The organism is Spirulina subsalsa FACHB-351 (genome assembly GCF_026130165.1).
In the GTDB taxonomy this organism is placed as follows: Bacteria; Cyanobacteriota; Cyanobacteriia; order Cyanobacteriales; family Spirulinaceae; genus Spirulina_A; species Spirulina_A subsalsa_A.
Genome location: NZ_JAIHOM010000107.1, coordinates 1 through 17,762 on the forward strand (window position 1 = coordinate 1; position 17,762 = coordinate 17,762).

Annotated in this window: 14 protein-coding genes and 1 pseudogene; 9 read left to right on the forward strand and 6 right to left on the reverse strand. The window is 47.5% G+C overall.

Features of this window, described 5'->3' with window-relative positions:
* Positions 1-192: 192 nt before the first annotated feature.
* Positions 193-837, reverse strand: a pseudogene (locus K4A83_RS17600) (DUF4007 family protein); the annotation flags it as partial.
* A 312-nt stretch (positions 838-1,149) separates the two neighbouring features.
* Entirely contained in the window at positions 1,150-3,054 is a 1,905-nt protein-coding gene (locus tag K4A83_RS17605; protein WP_265265962.1) for a hypothetical protein, read from the reverse strand.
* Between the two features lie 460 nt (positions 3,055-3,514).
* Between K4A83_RS17605 and K4A83_RS17610 the strand changes: the two genes are divergently transcribed.
* From K4A83_RS17610 to K4A83_RS17635, 6 genes are all read left to right on the forward strand, one after another.
* Positions 3,515-4,507: a cytochrome c oxidase subunit II gene (locus tag K4A83_RS17610; RefSeq protein ID WP_265265963.1), complete on the forward strand. Its 993-nt coding sequence runs from the start codon at positions 3,515-3,517 to the stop codon at positions 4,505-4,507.
* Between the two features lie 48 nt (positions 4,508-4,555).
* Positions 4,556-6,244 (forward strand): cytochrome c oxidase subunit I, encoded by a 1,689-nt coding sequence (ctaD, locus tag K4A83_RS17615; protein ID WP_265265964.1) that lies wholly within the window; start codon positions 4,556-4,558, stop codon positions 6,242-6,244.
* 23 nt (positions 6,245-6,267) lie between these two features.
* Positions 6,268-6,420: a hypothetical protein gene (locus K4A83_RS17620; RefSeq protein ID WP_265265965.1), complete on the forward strand. Its 153-nt coding sequence runs from the start codon at positions 6,268-6,270 to the stop codon at positions 6,418-6,420.
* A gap of 113 nt (positions 6,421-6,533) precedes the next feature.
* Complete coding sequence (locus K4A83_RS17625) at positions 6,534-7,151, forward strand: cytochrome c oxidase subunit 3 (RefSeq protein ID WP_265265966.1); 618 nt, start codon at positions 6,534-6,536, stop codon at positions 7,149-7,151.
* 23 nt (positions 7,152-7,174) lie between these two features.
* The gene (locus K4A83_RS17630) at positions 7,175-8,098 is read left to right on the forward strand and encodes a COX15/CtaA family protein (RefSeq protein ID WP_265265967.1); all 924 of its coding nucleotides are present in this window, start codon (positions 7,175-7,177) and stop codon (positions 8,096-8,098) included.
* A 298-nt stretch (positions 8,099-8,396) separates the two neighbouring features.
* Positions 8,397-9,344 (forward strand): heme o synthase, encoded by a 948-nt coding sequence (locus K4A83_RS17635; protein ID WP_265265968.1) that lies wholly within the window; start codon positions 8,397-8,399, stop codon positions 9,342-9,344.
* A 169-nt stretch (positions 9,345-9,513) separates the two neighbouring features.
* On the opposite strand, the gene rplT is transcribed toward K4A83_RS17635, so the two are convergent.
* From rplT to K4A83_RS17650, 3 genes are all read right to left on the reverse strand, one after another.
* Complete coding sequence (gene rplT / locus K4A83_RS17640) at positions 9,514-9,861, reverse strand: 50S ribosomal protein L20 (protein WP_265265969.1); 348 nt, start codon at positions 9,859-9,861, stop codon at positions 9,514-9,516.
* A 99-nt stretch (positions 9,862-9,960) separates the two neighbouring features.
* Positions 9,961-10,161, reverse strand: coding sequence for a 50S ribosomal protein L35 (gene rpmI, locus K4A83_RS17645; RefSeq protein WP_017303443.1), 201 nt, complete (start codon positions 10,159-10,161; stop codon positions 9,961-9,963).
* 259 nt (positions 10,162-10,420) lie between these two features.
* Entirely contained in the window at positions 10,421-11,590 is a 1,170-nt protein-coding gene (locus K4A83_RS17650) for a tetratricopeptide repeat protein (RefSeq protein ID WP_265265970.1), read from the reverse strand.
* Between the two features lie 109 nt (positions 11,591-11,699).
* On the opposite strand from K4A83_RS17650, the gene K4A83_RS17655 reads away from it, so the two are divergent.
* A complete protein-coding gene (locus K4A83_RS17655) occupies positions 11,700-12,917 on the forward strand; it encodes a DUF790 family protein (protein ID WP_265265971.1) in 1,218 nt (405 codons plus the stop codon).
* 1,743 nt (positions 12,918-14,660) lie between these two features.
* Here K4A83_RS17655 and K4A83_RS17660 read toward each other — a convergent pair.
* Complete coding sequence (locus tag K4A83_RS17660; protein ID WP_265265972.1) at positions 14,661-14,993, reverse strand: (2Fe-2S)-binding protein; 333 nt, start codon at positions 14,991-14,993, stop codon at positions 14,661-14,663.
* A gap of 94 nt (positions 14,994-15,087) precedes the next feature.
* Here K4A83_RS17660 and cimA point away from each other — a divergent pair, with 94 nt between their 5' ends.
* Entirely contained in the window at positions 15,088-16,725 is a 1,638-nt protein-coding gene (cimA, locus tag K4A83_RS17665) for a citramalate synthase (protein ID WP_407810100.1), read from the forward strand.
* Positions 16,726-16,739: 14 nt separating this feature from the next.
* Positions 16,740-17,648 carry an alpha/beta fold hydrolase gene (locus K4A83_RS17670; RefSeq protein WP_265265974.1) on the forward strand — a complete coding sequence of 303 codons (909 nt, stop codon included), beginning with the start codon at positions 16,740-16,742 and terminating at the stop codon, positions 17,646-17,648.
* Positions 17,649-17,762: the final 114 nt, after the last annotated feature.

Sequence of the window (17,762 nt, forward strand, 5' to 3'; positions counted from 1 at the left end):
TGCATCTCAATCCTTTGGACTTGAGACTTTTTAGGCTTGAGTTTGAAATCGTAGGTCATCGTTATCATGCTCCCATTATAACACACTTAATAAAACTGGCAAGGCTCATTAAGTGTTGACGCTTCGCCGGTTACATACTGTTTTTCTTTTCATCCCCGTCCTAAAGTATCGGGGCTTTCAAGAAAACATGATCGGTAAATTGGGTTTATAACCGATGCGGAAGGTGTAGTGTCTAGAATCCCCAGCCCGGGTGATTAAACCTAATTCTGTGAAAGGACAGTTTAGGGAATCTTCGCCTTTCCATTTTTGGGGGGATTGTTCCACATACATCCGCAAAATGCAGCTAATATCTTTGCGCAGGGAGGAGTCGGCTATGCGGGGGGCTAGGCGATCGCGTTCATCACTCAATTGATTCAATAAATCCTCGCTCGTAAATTCTGCTGAACGGAACTGATTAAACATGAACTTCCACGCCGTCGCATCACAAGGAGTTTCTAGCAATTTCCAATGGAGCAACCACAATGAGGCCGGATCTTCTAAGTAACTATCCCATCCTTGTTCCCCTAACAATTGTTGACCAAAATCTGTTGGCTGATCGTCTTCGAGAACCTTAAAGGCATGACACCAATAGCGGATCGATTTGACCATATTTTTCCCTACCCCCAGTTTCACTGGAGCATCTTCTCGTAGGAAAATACGATCCTCTTCCAGCGTCCGATCAAACCCTTTTTTTAACCAACCAAAGCGAGGGGCAAAGGTTTCATGACGGGCAAAGGCGATCGCATCCAAGGGACTTGCTAATGCCCGATTTGACGGTTTTGTGCTTGTTCTACCCATTTTCTACAATTAACCTAGGTGTGGACTGGCTCTCCTGTTTGAGGAAAATTGCCCCCTTCTCCTTCTGTGTGCATTCTATTGTACTGGCAAGAGAGACATTAGGGCTTGCTGAATAGGTCTGTAAGCACTGTTAACCCTATACATTCCCCGGGTTCAGGTTTTTTCAGGTATGAACCACAAAGACACAAAGGACACAAGATTTACCTTTTTCCGACTCCCCCTCTCTCCTCTGAGAAGTGAGAATTGAGAGTTCTCCTCTCTCCTCTCTCCTCTCTCCCCTATTCCCTTGTTGCCTCCAGCGTCTGGTTTGATTCAGCCAGCACGAGTTAACAGGGTTTGGGTGGTGGATTCTCCGAGTTGACGGATACGGGAGAGGGATACTTTGGCTAAAACGGCTGCGATTAAAGTATGGGTGAGTAAAGATAAACCAATGGTTAAAGAACTGGCTGAATCTAAATAAACCCAAGGTAAGGAGGAAAACTGCCAAATTCCCTGATTGTCATACCAATAGTTTCCCCCTCCCAAGATGCTTAAGAGTAGGGGAGGGAAGAATAAAATACTGCTATTGATGACAAATGCCCAAAGATGGGGTTGTTTGAGACGGTAGAGAAAAATATGTTGGGTAATACTGGCGTAAATGAGCAGCCACAAGGCATAAAAGGCAACCCCTGCGACGACGACTAGGAGTTTGGGGGCAACGTTGGGGGTGGCGACGAGGGAGATATGAGGCCACATGAGCCACAGCCAAGGGAGGAAGAAGACAACGGCGATGAGGAGTAAAAGTGCGATCGCCCCTAATGCCGGACTTTTTTCCCCTTCTAGCCACTCCACAAGTCTAGACTCGCGATTTTGATGATGATAGCGCGCCCAATCGATGGCGGTTTGTCGTCGTGGGGTGAGGGTTAAAATCGCCCACACGAGGAAGAAGGTGTTCATGAAGATTAAGAGGAAAAATGTCCAAAATAGATCATCTAGGTATAAATCCCCCTCAAAAACCCCTGTAGGCACTAAGACTAACCCTAAAAAGACGATCTGAAACGATAGCATCAAACCATACCATTGACGCTTATTCAATAAACTGCCGTTAGGATTGCGGAAACAACGCTCAATCATACGGCCTAACCATTTTGTCCAGAATAGGGCATTGGTGAGCAAAAAGAGGGCTAACAGGAGCGGGTTAGAACCAATGGGGAGACGATAAAAATGGAGCATCCTTAAAAAGGTTTGGGGAGTATCCACTGCGATCGCAGGATCGAACCAAGGTGAGGTTGAATTAAATAAACTGAAGGCTTCCGGCATCAAGGCATGACACCAAGCAAAGGGATTCAAGAGGTGAAAGATCATCATGGCACTGGATTCCGGTTGGTAGTCCATTAAACTACTGAACATGAAACTTAGTGCGATCGCCATGCCAAAAGCCCCCCCGATGGGCTGAAACCCCTTAAACCCCACCTGATGGAACGTCTGAGACAATAAACCCACCAAGATTCCCCCTGTGAGGAAGAAACCACACCCCCCAATACACACCCCATAAAACAGCAATAGCACCCCCAAGGGAATCCCAGAGAGTTGGGCTAACCCAAGATGCAGGGGTAAGGCACAAGCCAGCCCTAAGTACAATAAAACTGGCACCCCCAACAACTTCCCGATCATTAACTGCCCGGTGGATTGGGGACACAAACGGAGAAAGGTCAGGGTGCCTTTTTTCTCTTCTTGTTCCAGATTGTTAATGAGCAGATAAACCCCCCCAACTAACAAAATCACTAAACTGATCAGGGTTAAGGCTACAAACCAATGGGGGTAATGTTCAGTCCACCAGAAAGCGGTATTAATGCTCTCACGGGGACAAAAGGCGGTGAGTTGGGAAATTTGATCCTGGACTTGGGTCATTTGAACCGATAGCGCGTCCAGTTTTGCCGGATCTGGCTGACCGACAGCGTAAGCTTGATTGAGTTGCTCATTTAAGACAGTATTTCGTTGTTTCAGGGCGATCAGTTGATGCAAGGCGGGGCTACTCGCCTGACAATAGGGGGAGTCTTGTTCAACGGCACCGATGAAGTTCTCAAAGCGTTGCCACGCCAGCAAAATCAAGAACAATTGTCCCATCAATGAAGCCCCCACCGCTAACAGGATATTACGCGGTTTTAAGCGACCTCTCAGTTCCCGCAACAGTTGAGGATTCCAGTCTCCCAGCCAATCTAACCATCCTTCGAGCATCGGCTTGTCTCCCTCGGATCAAATCGTGAATGTGATAGCGCAATTTGGCATAACTCCAACGCCACGGGGACTCATTCCAGAAAATTCTAAAACTTTTGAGGAGTTGTGCTACACCGATTTGACCCATAACTCCGCCCAAAATCTAAAGAAAATATGATATTTATTTCAGAATTGTTGTTATTTTTTAACAAAAAATTAATATTTTGGAATTTCATGGCAATTTGTGAATCATGAGACGTTGCAAATCGAGGAGATACGCTACAATGCCTTGACAGAACCATCTAATAGCGAACAAGCAAAGATTGCTCGGGTTGAGATTGATTGGTTAGGGATTGATTGATGTGACTACTATGGGGAACAGTTATGAAAAAATGTAGAATTTTGCCCCACTTTCCCTTAATTGAGTGTTTATATGGGAAATAGTGGGTAAATTAGAGGATTAGCAGAGGTCAAGGACGATATGGCAAAAGAAAAGGAAACCGTTCCCATTTCACTCATTACATTAACCTTGGGAATTGCCGTCACAGGGATTAGTTTTTGGTACGGTCAAAACAATGGCTTATTACCGGAACAAGTCTCAGAACAAGCTCCCTTGGTGGATGATTTTTTCCAAGTGATGGTAACAATTGGGACAGCACTCTTTTTATTAGTAGAAGGGGCGATTGTCTTCATAATGATTAAATTTCGGCGCAAAAAGGGAGATGAAACCGATGCGCCCTATGTGGAAGGAAACTTACCCCTAGAAATTTTTTGGACGGCCATTCCGGCCTTCATTGTGATTGGTTTAGGAATCTACAGTGTGGATGTCTATAGCCAAATGGGGGGATTTGATGCCATTGGGTCTGGCATTGCCCATAATCACAGCCATCATTCTGTGGAGATTGCCAGTTTACCGGGCAGTGAGGCTAATTTATTGATGGCCGAAGGAGATAACCGGGAATATGGTATGGGAGCCACCCCAGTAGAGGGAAAGTTACCCCCAGATTTAACGGTGAATGTAACGGGGATTCAATACGCTTGGCTGTTTAACTATCCTGACACCGGAATTGTGGCGGGGGAACTCCATGTCCCCGTAGGTAAGGATGTTCAGCTAAGCATTGAAGCCCAAGATGTGATTCATTCGTTCTGGTTGCCCCAATTCCGCATTAAACAAGATGCCATTCCGGGTGAGAAAACCCTATTGCGCTTTGTGGCGACTCAAACCGGACATTATCCCGTCGTTTGTGCGGAGTTGTGCGGGGCCTATCATGGCGCGATGCGGACGGAGGTGATTGTTCACAACCAAGAGGAATATAACCAGTGGGTGGCGGAGAATCAAATCGCCGCGGTGCCGGATTTGAATAAGGCTGTAGCGGTGCAACAGGAGCGTTCTGATGGGGCGTTTCTAGAGCCTTTTGTGGAACAGATGGGGGTGAATGAACACACTGTGACCGCGTTGCAACATCTGCACTAGGGTCTGTCACTCCCACGATTAACGAACAACAGTAGCAATCATTAACTCATGACACAAGCTGAATTACCGTTACATACACCACCAAGTCAGTCACAGGGTCATCAGCACCCGGAAAAGTGGTCTTGGTATCATTATTTTTGGTACAACACCGATCATAAGGTGATTGGGATTCAATATCTGGTCACGTCTTTTCTGTTTTATTTAATCGCTGGGGTGATGGCGCTCTTTATGCGAGCGGAATTATCAACCCCGGATGTTGATTTGCTTTCCCCGGAGTTATATAACGCCTTTTTGACCAACCACGGAACAATGATGATCTTTTTCTGGGTTGTTCCGGCGGCTATTGGGGGGTTTGGGAATTACTTGATTCCCTTGATGATTGGGGCGAAGGATATGGCGTTCCCGAATTTGAATGCGATCGCCTTTTGGTTAAACCCCCCGGCTGGATTATTACTCATGATCAGCCTATTTTTTGGCGGCGCTCAATCGGGCTGGACTTCCTACCCTCCCTTGAGTTTGATTACCAATAATGTGGGTCAGTCCCTCTGGATTTTAGCCATTGTCTTGGTGGGGAGTTCCTCCATTATGGGGTCGGTGAACTTTTTGGTCACGATCTTTAAAATGCGCGTCCCTGATATGACTTGGGATAACTTACCCCTGTTTTGTTGGGCAATGGTGGCCACTTCGATTTTAGCCCTGTTTTCTACCCCCGTGTTAGCGGCGGGTTTAGTCCTGTTGTTGTTTGACATTAACTTTGGGACAGGGTTCTTTCGCCCAGAAATGGGGGGAAATGTAGTGGTTTATCAGCACTTGTTTTGGTTTTATTCCCACCCGGCCGTTTATTTGATGATTCTGCCCATTTTCGGCATCATGTCGGAAGTCATTCCTACCCATGTTCGTAAGCCGATTTTTGGTTATAAAGCGATCGCCTATTCCAGTCTGGCCATCTGTATTGTGGGGCTATTCGTCTGGGTTCACCATATGTTCACCAGTGGCACCCCCCCCTGGATGCGGATGTTTTTCACCATCTCCACCCTGATTGTCGCCGTTCCCACCGGGGTTAAAATCTTTAGCTGGGTCGCAACCCTCTGGGGTGGCAAAATCCGCTACACCTCCCCCCTACTCTTTGGAGTCGGTCTATTAGCCATGTTCGTGTTTGGGGGACTCAGTGGAGTAACATTAGGTACCGCCCCCTTTGACCTCCATGTTCACGATACCTATTATGTCGTGGCGCATTTCCACTATGTGTTATTCGGCGGTTCCGTGTTTGGCATCTATGCGGCCATATATCACTGGTTCCCCAAAATTACCGGGCGGATGTATAACGAAACCCTCGGTCGGATTCACTTTGTTTTGACCTTCATTGGGGCCAATTTAACCTTTTTACCTATGCACGAATTGGGCTTAAAAGGGATGCCTCGGCGCATTGCCATGTATGACCCCCAATTCACCACCATTAATCAGATTTGCACCTATGGCTCCATGTTATTGGGCTTTTCCGTGTTGCCGTTCATGGTGAATATGGTTTGGAGTTGGATGAAAGGTCAACCGGCCGGGCGGAATCCTTGGCGCGCTTTAACCTTGGAGTGGCAAACCACCTCCCCTCCGGCCATTGAAAACTTCGATGAGGACCCCATTCTCTGGGCTGGCCCCTATGACTATGGCATTGATACCCAAGGTGCCGAAGAGGAAACCGTCGAGGAAATGCTGGAAGAAGTGAAAGCGGAAGTGAGTTAAGGCGGAATTTCTGACCCCGTAGGTTGGGTGGAGCGAAAGCGAAACCCAACAAAACCCCCACCTCATGGGCGGATGCAATGGGCGGATGCGATGGGCGGATGCGATGGGCGGATGCGATGGGCGGATGCGATGGGTGGATGCGATGGGCGGATGCGATCCGCCCCTACGGGGAATAATTCATCAATCACAGGAGATGTTTTTAAAATAACAAAATCCTTCAAAAAATTAGGCTAAATTAGCCCAATTCTATCGCTCAAAATTGCCGTAAATTTCACAAGGAAAACAGAGTATGACCACAATCATTGATGCTTCAAAAAATGGCGGTAAACCCGTTGCTCATGGGGAAAGTCATGGGGAACACCCGGATTATCGCTTATTTGGCCTACTCATCTTTTTAGCATCAGAATCCCTGATGTTTGGGGGCTTATTTGCCTCCTATTTAATCTATAGAGCCTCTACCACAACTTGGCCACCGGAAGGAACAGAAGTGGAGTTATTACTCCCCGCCATTAACACGATTATTCTGATTTCCAGTAGTTTTGTCATTCATCAAGGTGATAGCGCCATTAAGAAAAATAATGTGGGGGGGATGCGCTTTTGGTATGTCGCCACAGCTTTGATGGGAATTGTCTTTTTGGGGGGACAGGTTTATGAGTATTTGAATCTGGGTTATGGCCTCTCAACTAATGTTTTTTCCGGCTGTTTTTATGTGATGACAGGCTTTCATGGCCTCCATGTATTGGTGGGGGTTTTACTGATTTTAGGAGTAGTTTGGCGATCGCGCCGTGAGGGACATTACAACGAGTCCAAACATACCGGGGTAGAGATGGCGGAGATTTACTGGCACTTCGTCGATATCATCTGGATTGTTTTATTCGCCCTGCTGTATATCCTCACCCGTCTTTAATCCTTAGTTAGCTTTGAGAGACTATGACAGAATCGGTATTAAAACCCCAAACCTCGCTGACAACTTCCCCAGAGGTGACGCAACCTCGGGATAAAATTCGCCGTTTAGTCTGGAAAATGGCGATCGCTACCTTTCTACTCATGGCCGTGGGCAGTGCTACCCGGGTGATGAATGCGGGATTAGCTTGTCCCGATTGGCCCCTGTGTTACGGGCAGTGGATTCCCTCCCAACAGATGAATCTACAAGTTTTTCTGGAGTGGTTTCATCGCCTAGACGCAGCCTTAATCGGCTTTAGTGCGATCGCCCTCCTAGGACTCTCCCTCTGGTGGCGGCAACGTCTCCCCCGTTGGGTCCCCTGGGCCTCCACCTTTGCCCTCGCCCTCATCCTCTTTCAAGGGCTACTCGGCGGCCTCACCGTCACCCAACTCCTCCGCTTTGACATCGTAACCGCCCACCTCGGCACCGCCCTCCTCTTCTTCTCCACCCTCTTAGTGATGGGGTGTCTCCTCCTGCCCCAACAAGGAACCGGAGTGGGGAAAAAACTGCCCTGGGTGAGTGGTATAGCTGCCCTGTTGATTTACCTGCAAAGTCTCCTCGGGGGTTTAGTCGGGTCCCGGTGGGCTTTGCACCAATGTCTAGCAGGTTCTCAACTTTGTGCCGTGATGTATAGCCATCTTGTGGGAGTCATTCCCGCCACCCTTGCCACCCTCACCCTCGTGATTCTGGCCTGGCGCACTCCAGCCTTACCTCGTGGTTTACGAGTCCTTGCCCAAATTACGGCGGCCTTACTGCTCTTACAAATTCTCCTCGGTGTTGGCACCTACTACCTCCACCTACAAGTTGAACCTCTCACCATCTCCCACCAAGCCATCGGGGCCGCCTTACTGGGTAGTCTCGTTTGCTTCACTGTCTTGGGGATTCGCAATGGTCAACTCCCGCAACCGTAAATAACAGAATGGGGGAGCAGGGGAGCAGGGGAGCAGGGGAGCAGGGGAGCAGGGGAGCAGGGGAGAAATTATCAATTATCTATTACCTATTCCCTATTCCCTATTACCTATTCCCTATTCCCTATTCCCTATTCCCTATTCCCTATTACCTATTCCCTATTACCGACTCCCGATTGGGCGCTAAAGCGCAACTACGAACCCGACTCCGCGAGTTATATGCCTAACGGCACGCTCCGCGCACAGCAAGCCCTAATTATCAACTATCAATTTTGTACCCTAGAACAAGGAAAAGAACTGAATGATTGGGACCAGTTACTCGCCCAGACACGAGAATGTTTTAGATGTTCTCAAAAGTTACTACCAACTGACCAAACCTCGGATTATCCCCCTGCTGCTGATTACCACAGCGGCCGCCATGTGGATGGCTTCCGAGGGACAAGTTGACCCTTTTCTCCTCTTTATCACCTTGTTAGGGGGAACACTGGCGGCGGCTTCTGCCCAAACCCTGAACTGTATTTATGATCAAGATATTGACTACGAAATGGTGCGGACGCGGAAACGTCCCATTCCTTCGGGTCGTGTTCAGCCCCGTCATGCGTTTATTTTTGCGATCGCCCTAGGAGTCCTCTCTTTTACCCTCTTTGCCCTCTTCGTCAATCTTTTGAGTGGATTCCTCGCCCTGTCTGGTATCGCCTTTTATATGGTCATCTACACCCATTTCCTGAAGCGTCATAGCACCCAAAACATTGTCATTGGTGGGGCGGCCGGGTCTATTCCTCCCCTCGTGGGCTGGACTGCCGTCACCGGGGAACTCGCTTGGCCCGCTTGGCTACTCTTCGCCCTGATCTTCCTCTGGACTCCCCCCCACTTCTGGGCTTTAGCCCTGATGATTCGCGATGACTACGCTCAGGTAAATATTCCCATGTTGCCCGTCATTGTGGGGGAAGAAAAAACCGTTCAACAGATTGGTTTATATACCCTGTTGGTGGTGCCTTGTAGCTTCTTGTTGATTTATCCCTTGGGAGTGTCTGGTGTTGTTTACGGCACCATTGCCGCCCTGTTAGGGGTGATCTTTCTCCGCAAAGCTTGGCAACTCTATCAAGCACCGACGGATAAAGAATTAGCCAAATCGATGTTTAAATATTCCATCTTGTACATGATGCTCCTTTGTACGGGGATGGTGGTAGATAGCTTACCTGTTACCCATCAGGCGATCGCCTTTTTAACTCACACGGGCCTGAGTTAGGTATTGTCTAGGGAGGGCTTGCTGAAAAAGCCCAACGCTAGACTCAACAAGGGAATTGATAATTGATAATTGACAATTCCCTGCTCCCGACTCCCAAAACACCAAAAGGGGACAAGATTCACTCTTGTCCCCTTTCTCAGGAAAAACCTTGATTTTGGTCATTTGTGGCTTATTTCGTCGCCAATTCCACCACTTTGGTAAAAGCTTCGGGATCCACTACCGCTAACTGAGCCAGCATTTTACGATTTAGTTGAATATTGGCTTGTTTTAGCTTGTTCGTCAGTTGGCTGTAGCTAATACCATGTTGTCTAGCCGCCGCATTAATGCGTACAATCCACAGACGACGAAAATCCCGTTTCCGTTTGCGGCGATCGCGATAAGCATTCCGCAAGGCTTTCATCACCTGTTGGTTCGCGGTGCGGAACAGTTTAGAATGAGAACCTCTAAACCCTTTGGCGAGTTTGAGGATTTTTTTACGACGTTTCCGGGCAACATTGCCCCTTACTACTCTTGTCATAGCAGTTGATTAGGGTTTTCGATAAGTTAAATTTGGGCAACAACAGGCTAGATCAGTGCAACTCTGAAACTAGGCTCTTGACAATCAATGGGTCATTGATTACATATAGGGCAACATCAGACGCACATTCGGCTCATCTGACTCGCTGACTAAAGACAACTGGGACAGGCGGCGATATTTTTGTTCAGAGCTTTTATGTTGCAGTAAGTGGTTTTTCCCCGCCTTGCGACGGCGAATCTTGCCGCTTCCAGTCGCTCTGAACCGCTTGGCTGCCGCTCTACGGGTTTTTAGTTTAGGCATGAATTCGCTTCGATTCTACTTATTCGACACAATTCACCATCATAGCGCGATCCTTGCTCAACAGGCAAGTCCTTTCTGGTGGGGAATTGATAATTGATAACGGCTAGGGGAGCGGGGGAGTCAGGTTCGTAGTTGCGCTTGGGCGCCAAATCAGGAGTCGGGAGAGCGGGAGAGCAGGGGAGCAGGGGAGAGGATTCCCGATTCCCGACTCCCGACTCCTTTCTCCCCTCTGAAATTGAGCATTGAAACGACACTAAAACTACTCTTCTTCCACGTCACTTTCAACAGAATCCCTCACAGATTCTGAAGACTGACTCACCGTTAGCACGTCCAATTTACCATCTTTCTCTGCTCCTACAGGAGTAGGTACTTCTATTTCAGTTTCTAGGGATAATTCAGCCTGAATATCTGGCACATTCGGCACAGAATCAGCACTTTCTGTTACAACGTCTTCCTCCACCGACTCTGATTCTGTCGCCACTTCCAGATCCGAATCCGCTAACAATTCAGAGGGGGGACTAACTTCTGTTAATTCTAGGTCTACCGTTTCATCAACCTTGCCATTTTTTTCATAGGAAACATCATCCCAATAATCAAATAGCCGTTGAAAATCTCGCTCATCATTAAAGCGGTTAAAAATGATCTCCGTGCGGGCTAATTCTTGATACTTACTGGGATAAAGATAAATGGCCTCATCTAAAGCGCGTACCGTTCCCCGTAAATCATCCACCATACCATAACAAATGGCCAACTCATACCAAGCTGCATCCTCATCCGGGCGCACCTTGACGGCTTGTTCATAACTGTTAATCGCGGCGGAAAAATTGCCCAAATGTTTGAACATTTTGGCACATTGATATAATGCCCAATAATCCCGAGGCTTGGCTTGTACCGCTTGTTCGTAACTCCAGAGGGCTTTTTCAAGTTCCCCCCCTTGGCGGAAGGCATCCCCACGACGGTACGAAGCCCAATAGTCTCCCGGACGCAATTTTAGCGCTCGATCAAAACAAGCGATCGCCTGCTCCGGATTCCCCCAACGTCGCCAGGCTTCCCCTTGACGGTAATGACTCCAATAATCATCGGGCTGAATTTCAATTGCTTTCCCAAAGTAGGCGATCGCATTTTCATATTCCGCCAACTCATCCAAGCTGATACAACCCAAACTATACCAAGCCCAGTAAGCCTTTTCGTCTAACTCTACCGCAATTTGATAGCTTTCTACAGCCTCTGCATACTGCTCTAATTCTTCTAATACCGTGCCTCGGCGATACCATGACCAAAAATCCTCGGGGTTGCAGGCGATCGCCTTATCATAATAAACTAATGCCTCGTCATAGCGCCGCCGATCTCGCAACGCTTCACCTTGCTGATACAAAGCTTTATAACTATCCGGTCTGCTTTCCAACGGCCTAAAAATTGTGCTAGTCATAAAATAACAGTCACCGTAATAATTTTACCCAATCTCTAATCATACGTTGCAAGCAACCCCTAATTATTTTTTATTTTTGCAACGGGCTGCTGTCAACTCAAAATTCCCCATGTTACCCAGTGATTTACTCAGTTATCGCCTGCGCGGTGAAACCATTATTCCCAAGCGTTTAACCCTAGATGATGCAACAATTGCGATCGCTAATGAACAAATCGAATGCTTCCAGAATTGCCTAGGAAAAACCCAAGGAGAATTAGACAAACAACTCCATGATTTAGAAGGAGACAGTCCCAATTATCGCACCAAACGCGGTCTGGCTCATCTACTTAAGAATAGTTTTAGCACCTTTGAAATTGTCAGTCCATTGGAGCCCCAACTACTGAGACAGCGCGTCTTTACCGAAGCAGCCAAAACCCCCCCTCTTCCTCATCAACGTAACAATACCTTACAAACCCTCTGCTCTACCCTCTCCCAAGAATTGAACCGAGAAGTCCTGCCTAGTGACATCTTACAAGGACTCTATGCAGACTTACAAGAAAACCGTATTTTAACCCAATTTGAAGCCCCTGATCCCAGCACTCTCATTCATCGTTATAACCTCTCACAAGTCCAAGGTATTTTTTATCGTGCCAGTCAAGTGATATTAAACGCACACCGCAACGTTCCGGGAGAATATAAGCTCTTATTTCGCTATTTAAAACTCTTTCAATTGATGTTTTATATTGAGGGAGATGTCGATCATGGTTTTACCATTTCCTTAGATGGCCCTACCAGTTTATTTAAATCTAGCACCCGCTACGGATTAGCCTTTGCTAAAATGATTCCCGCCCTTCTCCATGTGACAAAATGGAGTTTAAAAGCTACCTTAGAGCAGAAAGATCAATATACCGGAGCAACCAAAAAAGGCTATTTTAGTTTAGATGATCAATGTGATTTAGTGAGTCATTATTCTCGGGGTAAAACCTATGATAGTATGTTAGAGGAAGCCTTTGCCAAACGGTGGGAAAAGACCAAAACCGACTGGATTTTAGAGCGAGAGGTGAACCTAGTCCCTATCCCCGGAAGTGTAATGATTCCCGATTTTCGCCTTGTTCATCCCGACGGACGAGATTATATTTTGGAAATTATTGGCTTTTGGCGGCCGGATTATTTACGCAAGAAGTTTTATCAAGTTCGTCATGCAGATGTGGATAATTTAATTTTAGCCATTTCCGAGCGTTTAAATTTAGAAAAGTCTGGGATTAAAACCAGTGAAGTTCCCGCTAGAGTCATTTGGTTTAAGGACAAGTTAAACCCCAAAGCGGTTTTAGAAATTATTGAATCCTGAACTCATGTAATTCGTAGGTTGGGTGAAGCGACAGCGCAACCCAACAAATTTTTACCCACTCCTATGATCTTATTCTCAAATTTAATTCCCACCAACAACCCGATTTCTGGTCATAATGCGTTCACTAAACTATGGTCACAGAAACCGGGTTTCTTGCATCCCCTCGTTTTCCAGCGACTTCTTAACAGAAACTCGGTTTTTTATTGGGGAGTTGAATGTTTATCTCCTGATGGGGGTGTTGGGTTGCGCTATCTCACCCAACCTACGAATCTAGGAGTTTGAGGGAAATTTCTCTACTCTAGCTATCTAGAAACCGGGTTTCTTGCATCCCCTCGTTTTCCCCGCTACTTCCTAACAGAAACCGGGTTTCTTATTGGGGAGTTGAATATTTATCTCCTAATGGGGGTGTTGGGTTGCGCTGGCGCTTCACCCAACCTACGAATCTAGGAATTTGAGGGAAATTTTTCTGCCCTAGCTATCTAGAAAACGGGTTTCTTGCATCCCCTCGTTTTCCCCGCTACTTCTTAACAGAAACTCGGTTTCTGATTGGGGAGTTGAATGTTTATCTCCTAATGGGGGTGTTGGGTTGCGCTGGCGCTTCACCCAACCTACGAATCTAGGAATCTGGGGTAAATCTCTCTACTCTAGCTATCTAGAAAACGGGTTTCTTGCATCCCCTCGTTTTCCCCGCGACTTCTTAACAGAAACCCGGTTTCTTATTGGGAAGTTGAATGTTTATCTCCTGATGGGGGTGTTGGGTTGCGCTATCTCACCCAACCTACGAATCTAGGAATCTGGGGTAAATCTCTCTACTCTAGCTATCTAGAAAACGGGTTTCTTGCATCCCCTCGTTTCCCCGCGACTTCTTAACAGAAACCCGGTTTCTTATTGGGGAGTTGAATGTTTATCTCCTAATGGGGGTGTTGGGTTGCGCTGGCGCTTCACCCAACCTACGAATCTAGGAATTTGAGGGAAATTTTTCTGCCCTAGCTATCTAGAAAACGGGTTTTTTGCATCCCCTCGTTTTCCCGCGACTTCTTAACAGAAACCCGGTTTCTTATTGGGGAGTTGAATGTTTATCTCCTGATGGGGGTGTTGGGTTGCGCGCTTCGCTTCACCCAACCTACGAATCTAGGGATTTGAGGGAAATCTCTCTACCCTAGCTATCCTAGAAACCGGATTTTTTGCATCCCCTCGTTTTCCCGCTACTTCTTAACAGAAACTCGGTTTCTTATTGGGGAGTTGAATGTTTATCTCCTAATGGGGGTGTTGGGTTGCGCTGGCGCTTCACCCAACCTACGAATCTAGGAATCTGGGGTAAATTTCTCTACTCTAGCTATCTAGAAACCGGGTTTCTTGCATCCCCTCGTTTTCCCGCGACTTCTTAACAGAAACCCGGTTTCTTATTGGGGAGTTGAATGTTTATCTCCTGATGGGGGTGTTGGGTTGCGCGCTTCGCTTCACCCAACCTACGAATTATTCGGAATTACTCTTTACGGGTTTGTTGGGTTGCGCTGGCGCTTCACCCAACCTACGAATTTACGAATCTGGGGGGAACCTCTCCCCCAAGATTCCCTAAAAAAAAGCAAAGATCCCCACGGTTGGGAATCTTTGCCCTTAAACTAAAAGACGGGTAAGGTCTGAGAGAGTGATAGTTAAAAACTATCCCATCCAATGACCTGCTTTTTGACCAACTTCTAGCGGTGAGTGTTCACGTCTAGAAAGCAACAAAAAGCCGGAATCCTAACCCTGCCATTTTGTCTCTGCTTTTTGCCCCCAAAATCCCTCATGCTTTGTAACCGTAACATCACCTAAAACCTGAGTTTGACAGGCTAAACGTAAGTTGCTCTTGCTACTATGGGGAGGTAAAGAAAGACGGAACTTTTCTTTTCCTTTCGGTTCGGAGACTTCTCCTTGTACTTCTACCGCACAAGTTCCACAACTGCCAAACCCTAAGCAGTTAATGACTTTTGCACCCTCATTGTACAAATCAACGCCATTGCTTAATAAAACTTTGCGGAGATTGGCTCCGGTTTCACAGGTAAAGGTTTTTCCCTGAGCAGATACAGTAGGCATAGTGTTAATTTGTCCTCAAAAAAAACGTTCTAAACTGTACAAGTTGTCAAGTCAGCTTTACATATTGTTACAATTATAGCGAGAATTTTCCATGATGAGCAGTAATCAGCTTTGGATTTACGACACCACCTTACGAGATGGCGCACAACGGGAAGGGATTGCCCTGTCTATTGAAGATAAATTGAAGATTGCCCGCAAACTGGATAAAATGGGCGTTCCTTTTATTGAGGGGGGATGGCCGGGGGCGAATCCCAAGGATGTCCAGTTTTTCTGGCGCTTGAAAGAAACCCCTCTCGAACATTCGGAAGTGGTGGCTTTTTGTTCCACTCGTCGGCCTAATCGAGTGGCGGCTGAGGATTCGCTGCTACAGGCGATTTTAACGGCTGGGACTCATTGGGTGGCAATTTTCGGTAAGTCTTGGGATCTTCATGTCACGGAAGGGTTACACACGACGTTAGAAGAGAATCTAGCTATGATTGGCGATACGTTGGAGTATTTGCGCAGTCAGGGGCGACGGGTGATTTATGATGCTGAACATTGGTTTGATGGGTATAAGGCGAATCGGGATTATGCGCTAAAAACCCTGCGGACGGCTTTGGAGGCGGGGGCGGAATGGTTGGTGCTGTGTGATACCAATGGTGGGGCGTTGCCCCATGAGGTGACGCAAATTATTGAGGAGGTGCGGGAGGCTTTACCGGAGTTGCAAACTACGGGGGAAAATTCGCCCCGGTTGGGGATTCACACCCATAATGATGGGGGGACGGCTGTGGCTAATGCGATCGCCGCCGTGATGGCCGGAGCGAAAATGGTACAAGGGACTATCAATGGCTATGGGGAACGTTGCGGCAATGCCAATCTTTGCACCCTTATCCCCAACTTACAGTTAAAACTGGGCTATGATTGCGTCACCCCGGAACAGTTAGCCCGTTTAACTCTTACCAGTCGCGCTGTGAGCGAAATTGTCAATCTGGCCCCGGATGATCATGCGCCCTTCGTCGGACGTTCTGCCTTTGCGCACAAGGGGGGGATTCATGTCTCAGCTGTGGCGAAAAATCCTCTCACTTACGAACATATCACCCCGGAAGTGATTGGCAACCGTCGCCGCATTGTGATTTCTGATCAATCGGGTTTAAGTAATGTGTTAGCTAAAGCGCGCAGTTTTGGCATTGATTTAGAACAGGATGATCAAACCTGCCGTCAGATTTTAGCGGAACTGAAGGTGTTGGAAAAAGAAGGCTATCAATTTGAAGCGGCTGAGGCGAGTTTTGAACTGCTCATGCGTTCTGCTATTGCCCAACGCCCCCACCGTTTCCACCTGAAAGGGTTCCAAGTTCATTGTAATGCCTCGGATGTGATTGAAAGTAATGCCCTCGCGACGATTAAAGTGAGTGTCAATGGGGAGGATTTATTAGAAGTGGCGGAAGGCAATGGTCCGGTTTCGGCTTTAGATCAAGCCTTACGCAAGGCTTTGGTGAGGTTTTACCCTCAAATTGCTGAGTTTTATCTCACGGATTACAAAGTGCGGATTTTGGACAGTAATTCCGGCACGTCAGCGAAAACCCGGGTTTTGGTGGAGTCTAGCAATGGGGAACAACGCTGGACTACGGTGGGGGTGTCTACTAATATCATTGACGCTTCCTATCAAGCGGTGGTCGAAGGGATTGAATATGGGTTATTGTTGCGATCGCAGAGCGTCCCGGAGGGATCGCCCTTAAAAGCCCCCATCCTCTAATCCTCAGTTCCCCCATGCCTTCCCCTGACTTCATCCTCTACCTCCAACACGGTTGGGCAGACACCAGCGACGCGATGCAGCAATTCGGCGAAATCTTAGCGCCCCATCATCTCGTCATTGCCCCCAATTTAGGCTGGCTAAAAACTTGGCTCCGTCTTGAACCCCTAATCACCCAAGTAGAAAGCCAAGTCACCGCCACCCTGGAGCAATATCCCACTACTCCCCTCCGGGTGATTGGTCACTCCATGGGGGGGATTATTTGGCTAGAATTGCTCAACCGTCACCCAGCATGGTGTTCTCACCTTCACTCCCTGATTCTCCTCGCTTCCCCCATTGGTGGTGCTGATGCTGCCCGGATTATTGACCCTTTTGGGTTAGGGATTGGCATTGCTAGGGACTTAGGTATTAATCGGCGTGCTTTAGCTGAAAAAATCGCCCAACAAATCCCCACCTTAGTCATTGCTGGGGATATTGACCAAGGCAGCGACGGCACCATCCTAGTCGCCTCTACCCAATTTGACTACAGTCAATTTATCCGGGTGGAACTCCCCCATCCCCAACTGAACGCTCACCCTGACTTAATCCCCCTCATCCAAGCCTTTTGGGAAAACCCGGTGATTTCGCCCCCTTCCCCCCCCAGTTTAGTCTGTACTCTAATCCAACAATTACGACAAGTGGAAGGCATCACCGACGCCCACCCGCGAGATTTTCCCCGTTCTCAAAAAATTACCAATTTGGGGGACGGGTTAGAGTTAAGGCTGTGGAAAAATGCCCTCGGAGTGACTCATGTTTTTTTGGGGGATAAACAGGGGCAATGTCTCTATGGGGGGTTTGTGGGCTGGAAAGATGCCTCGGGTTTGGAGCAGTGTCTTGAGGAGATCGTAAGGCAATGTGGAGGAAGGGAATGGGGAATTGATAATTGATAATTGACATGAGAAACCGGGTTTTTGCTGGGGTGTATCGAGAAAACTAGACAATGAATGCAACCCGGTTTCTGGCTAAAGTTAGTCAAAGTTAGTCAATGACATTACACCCGA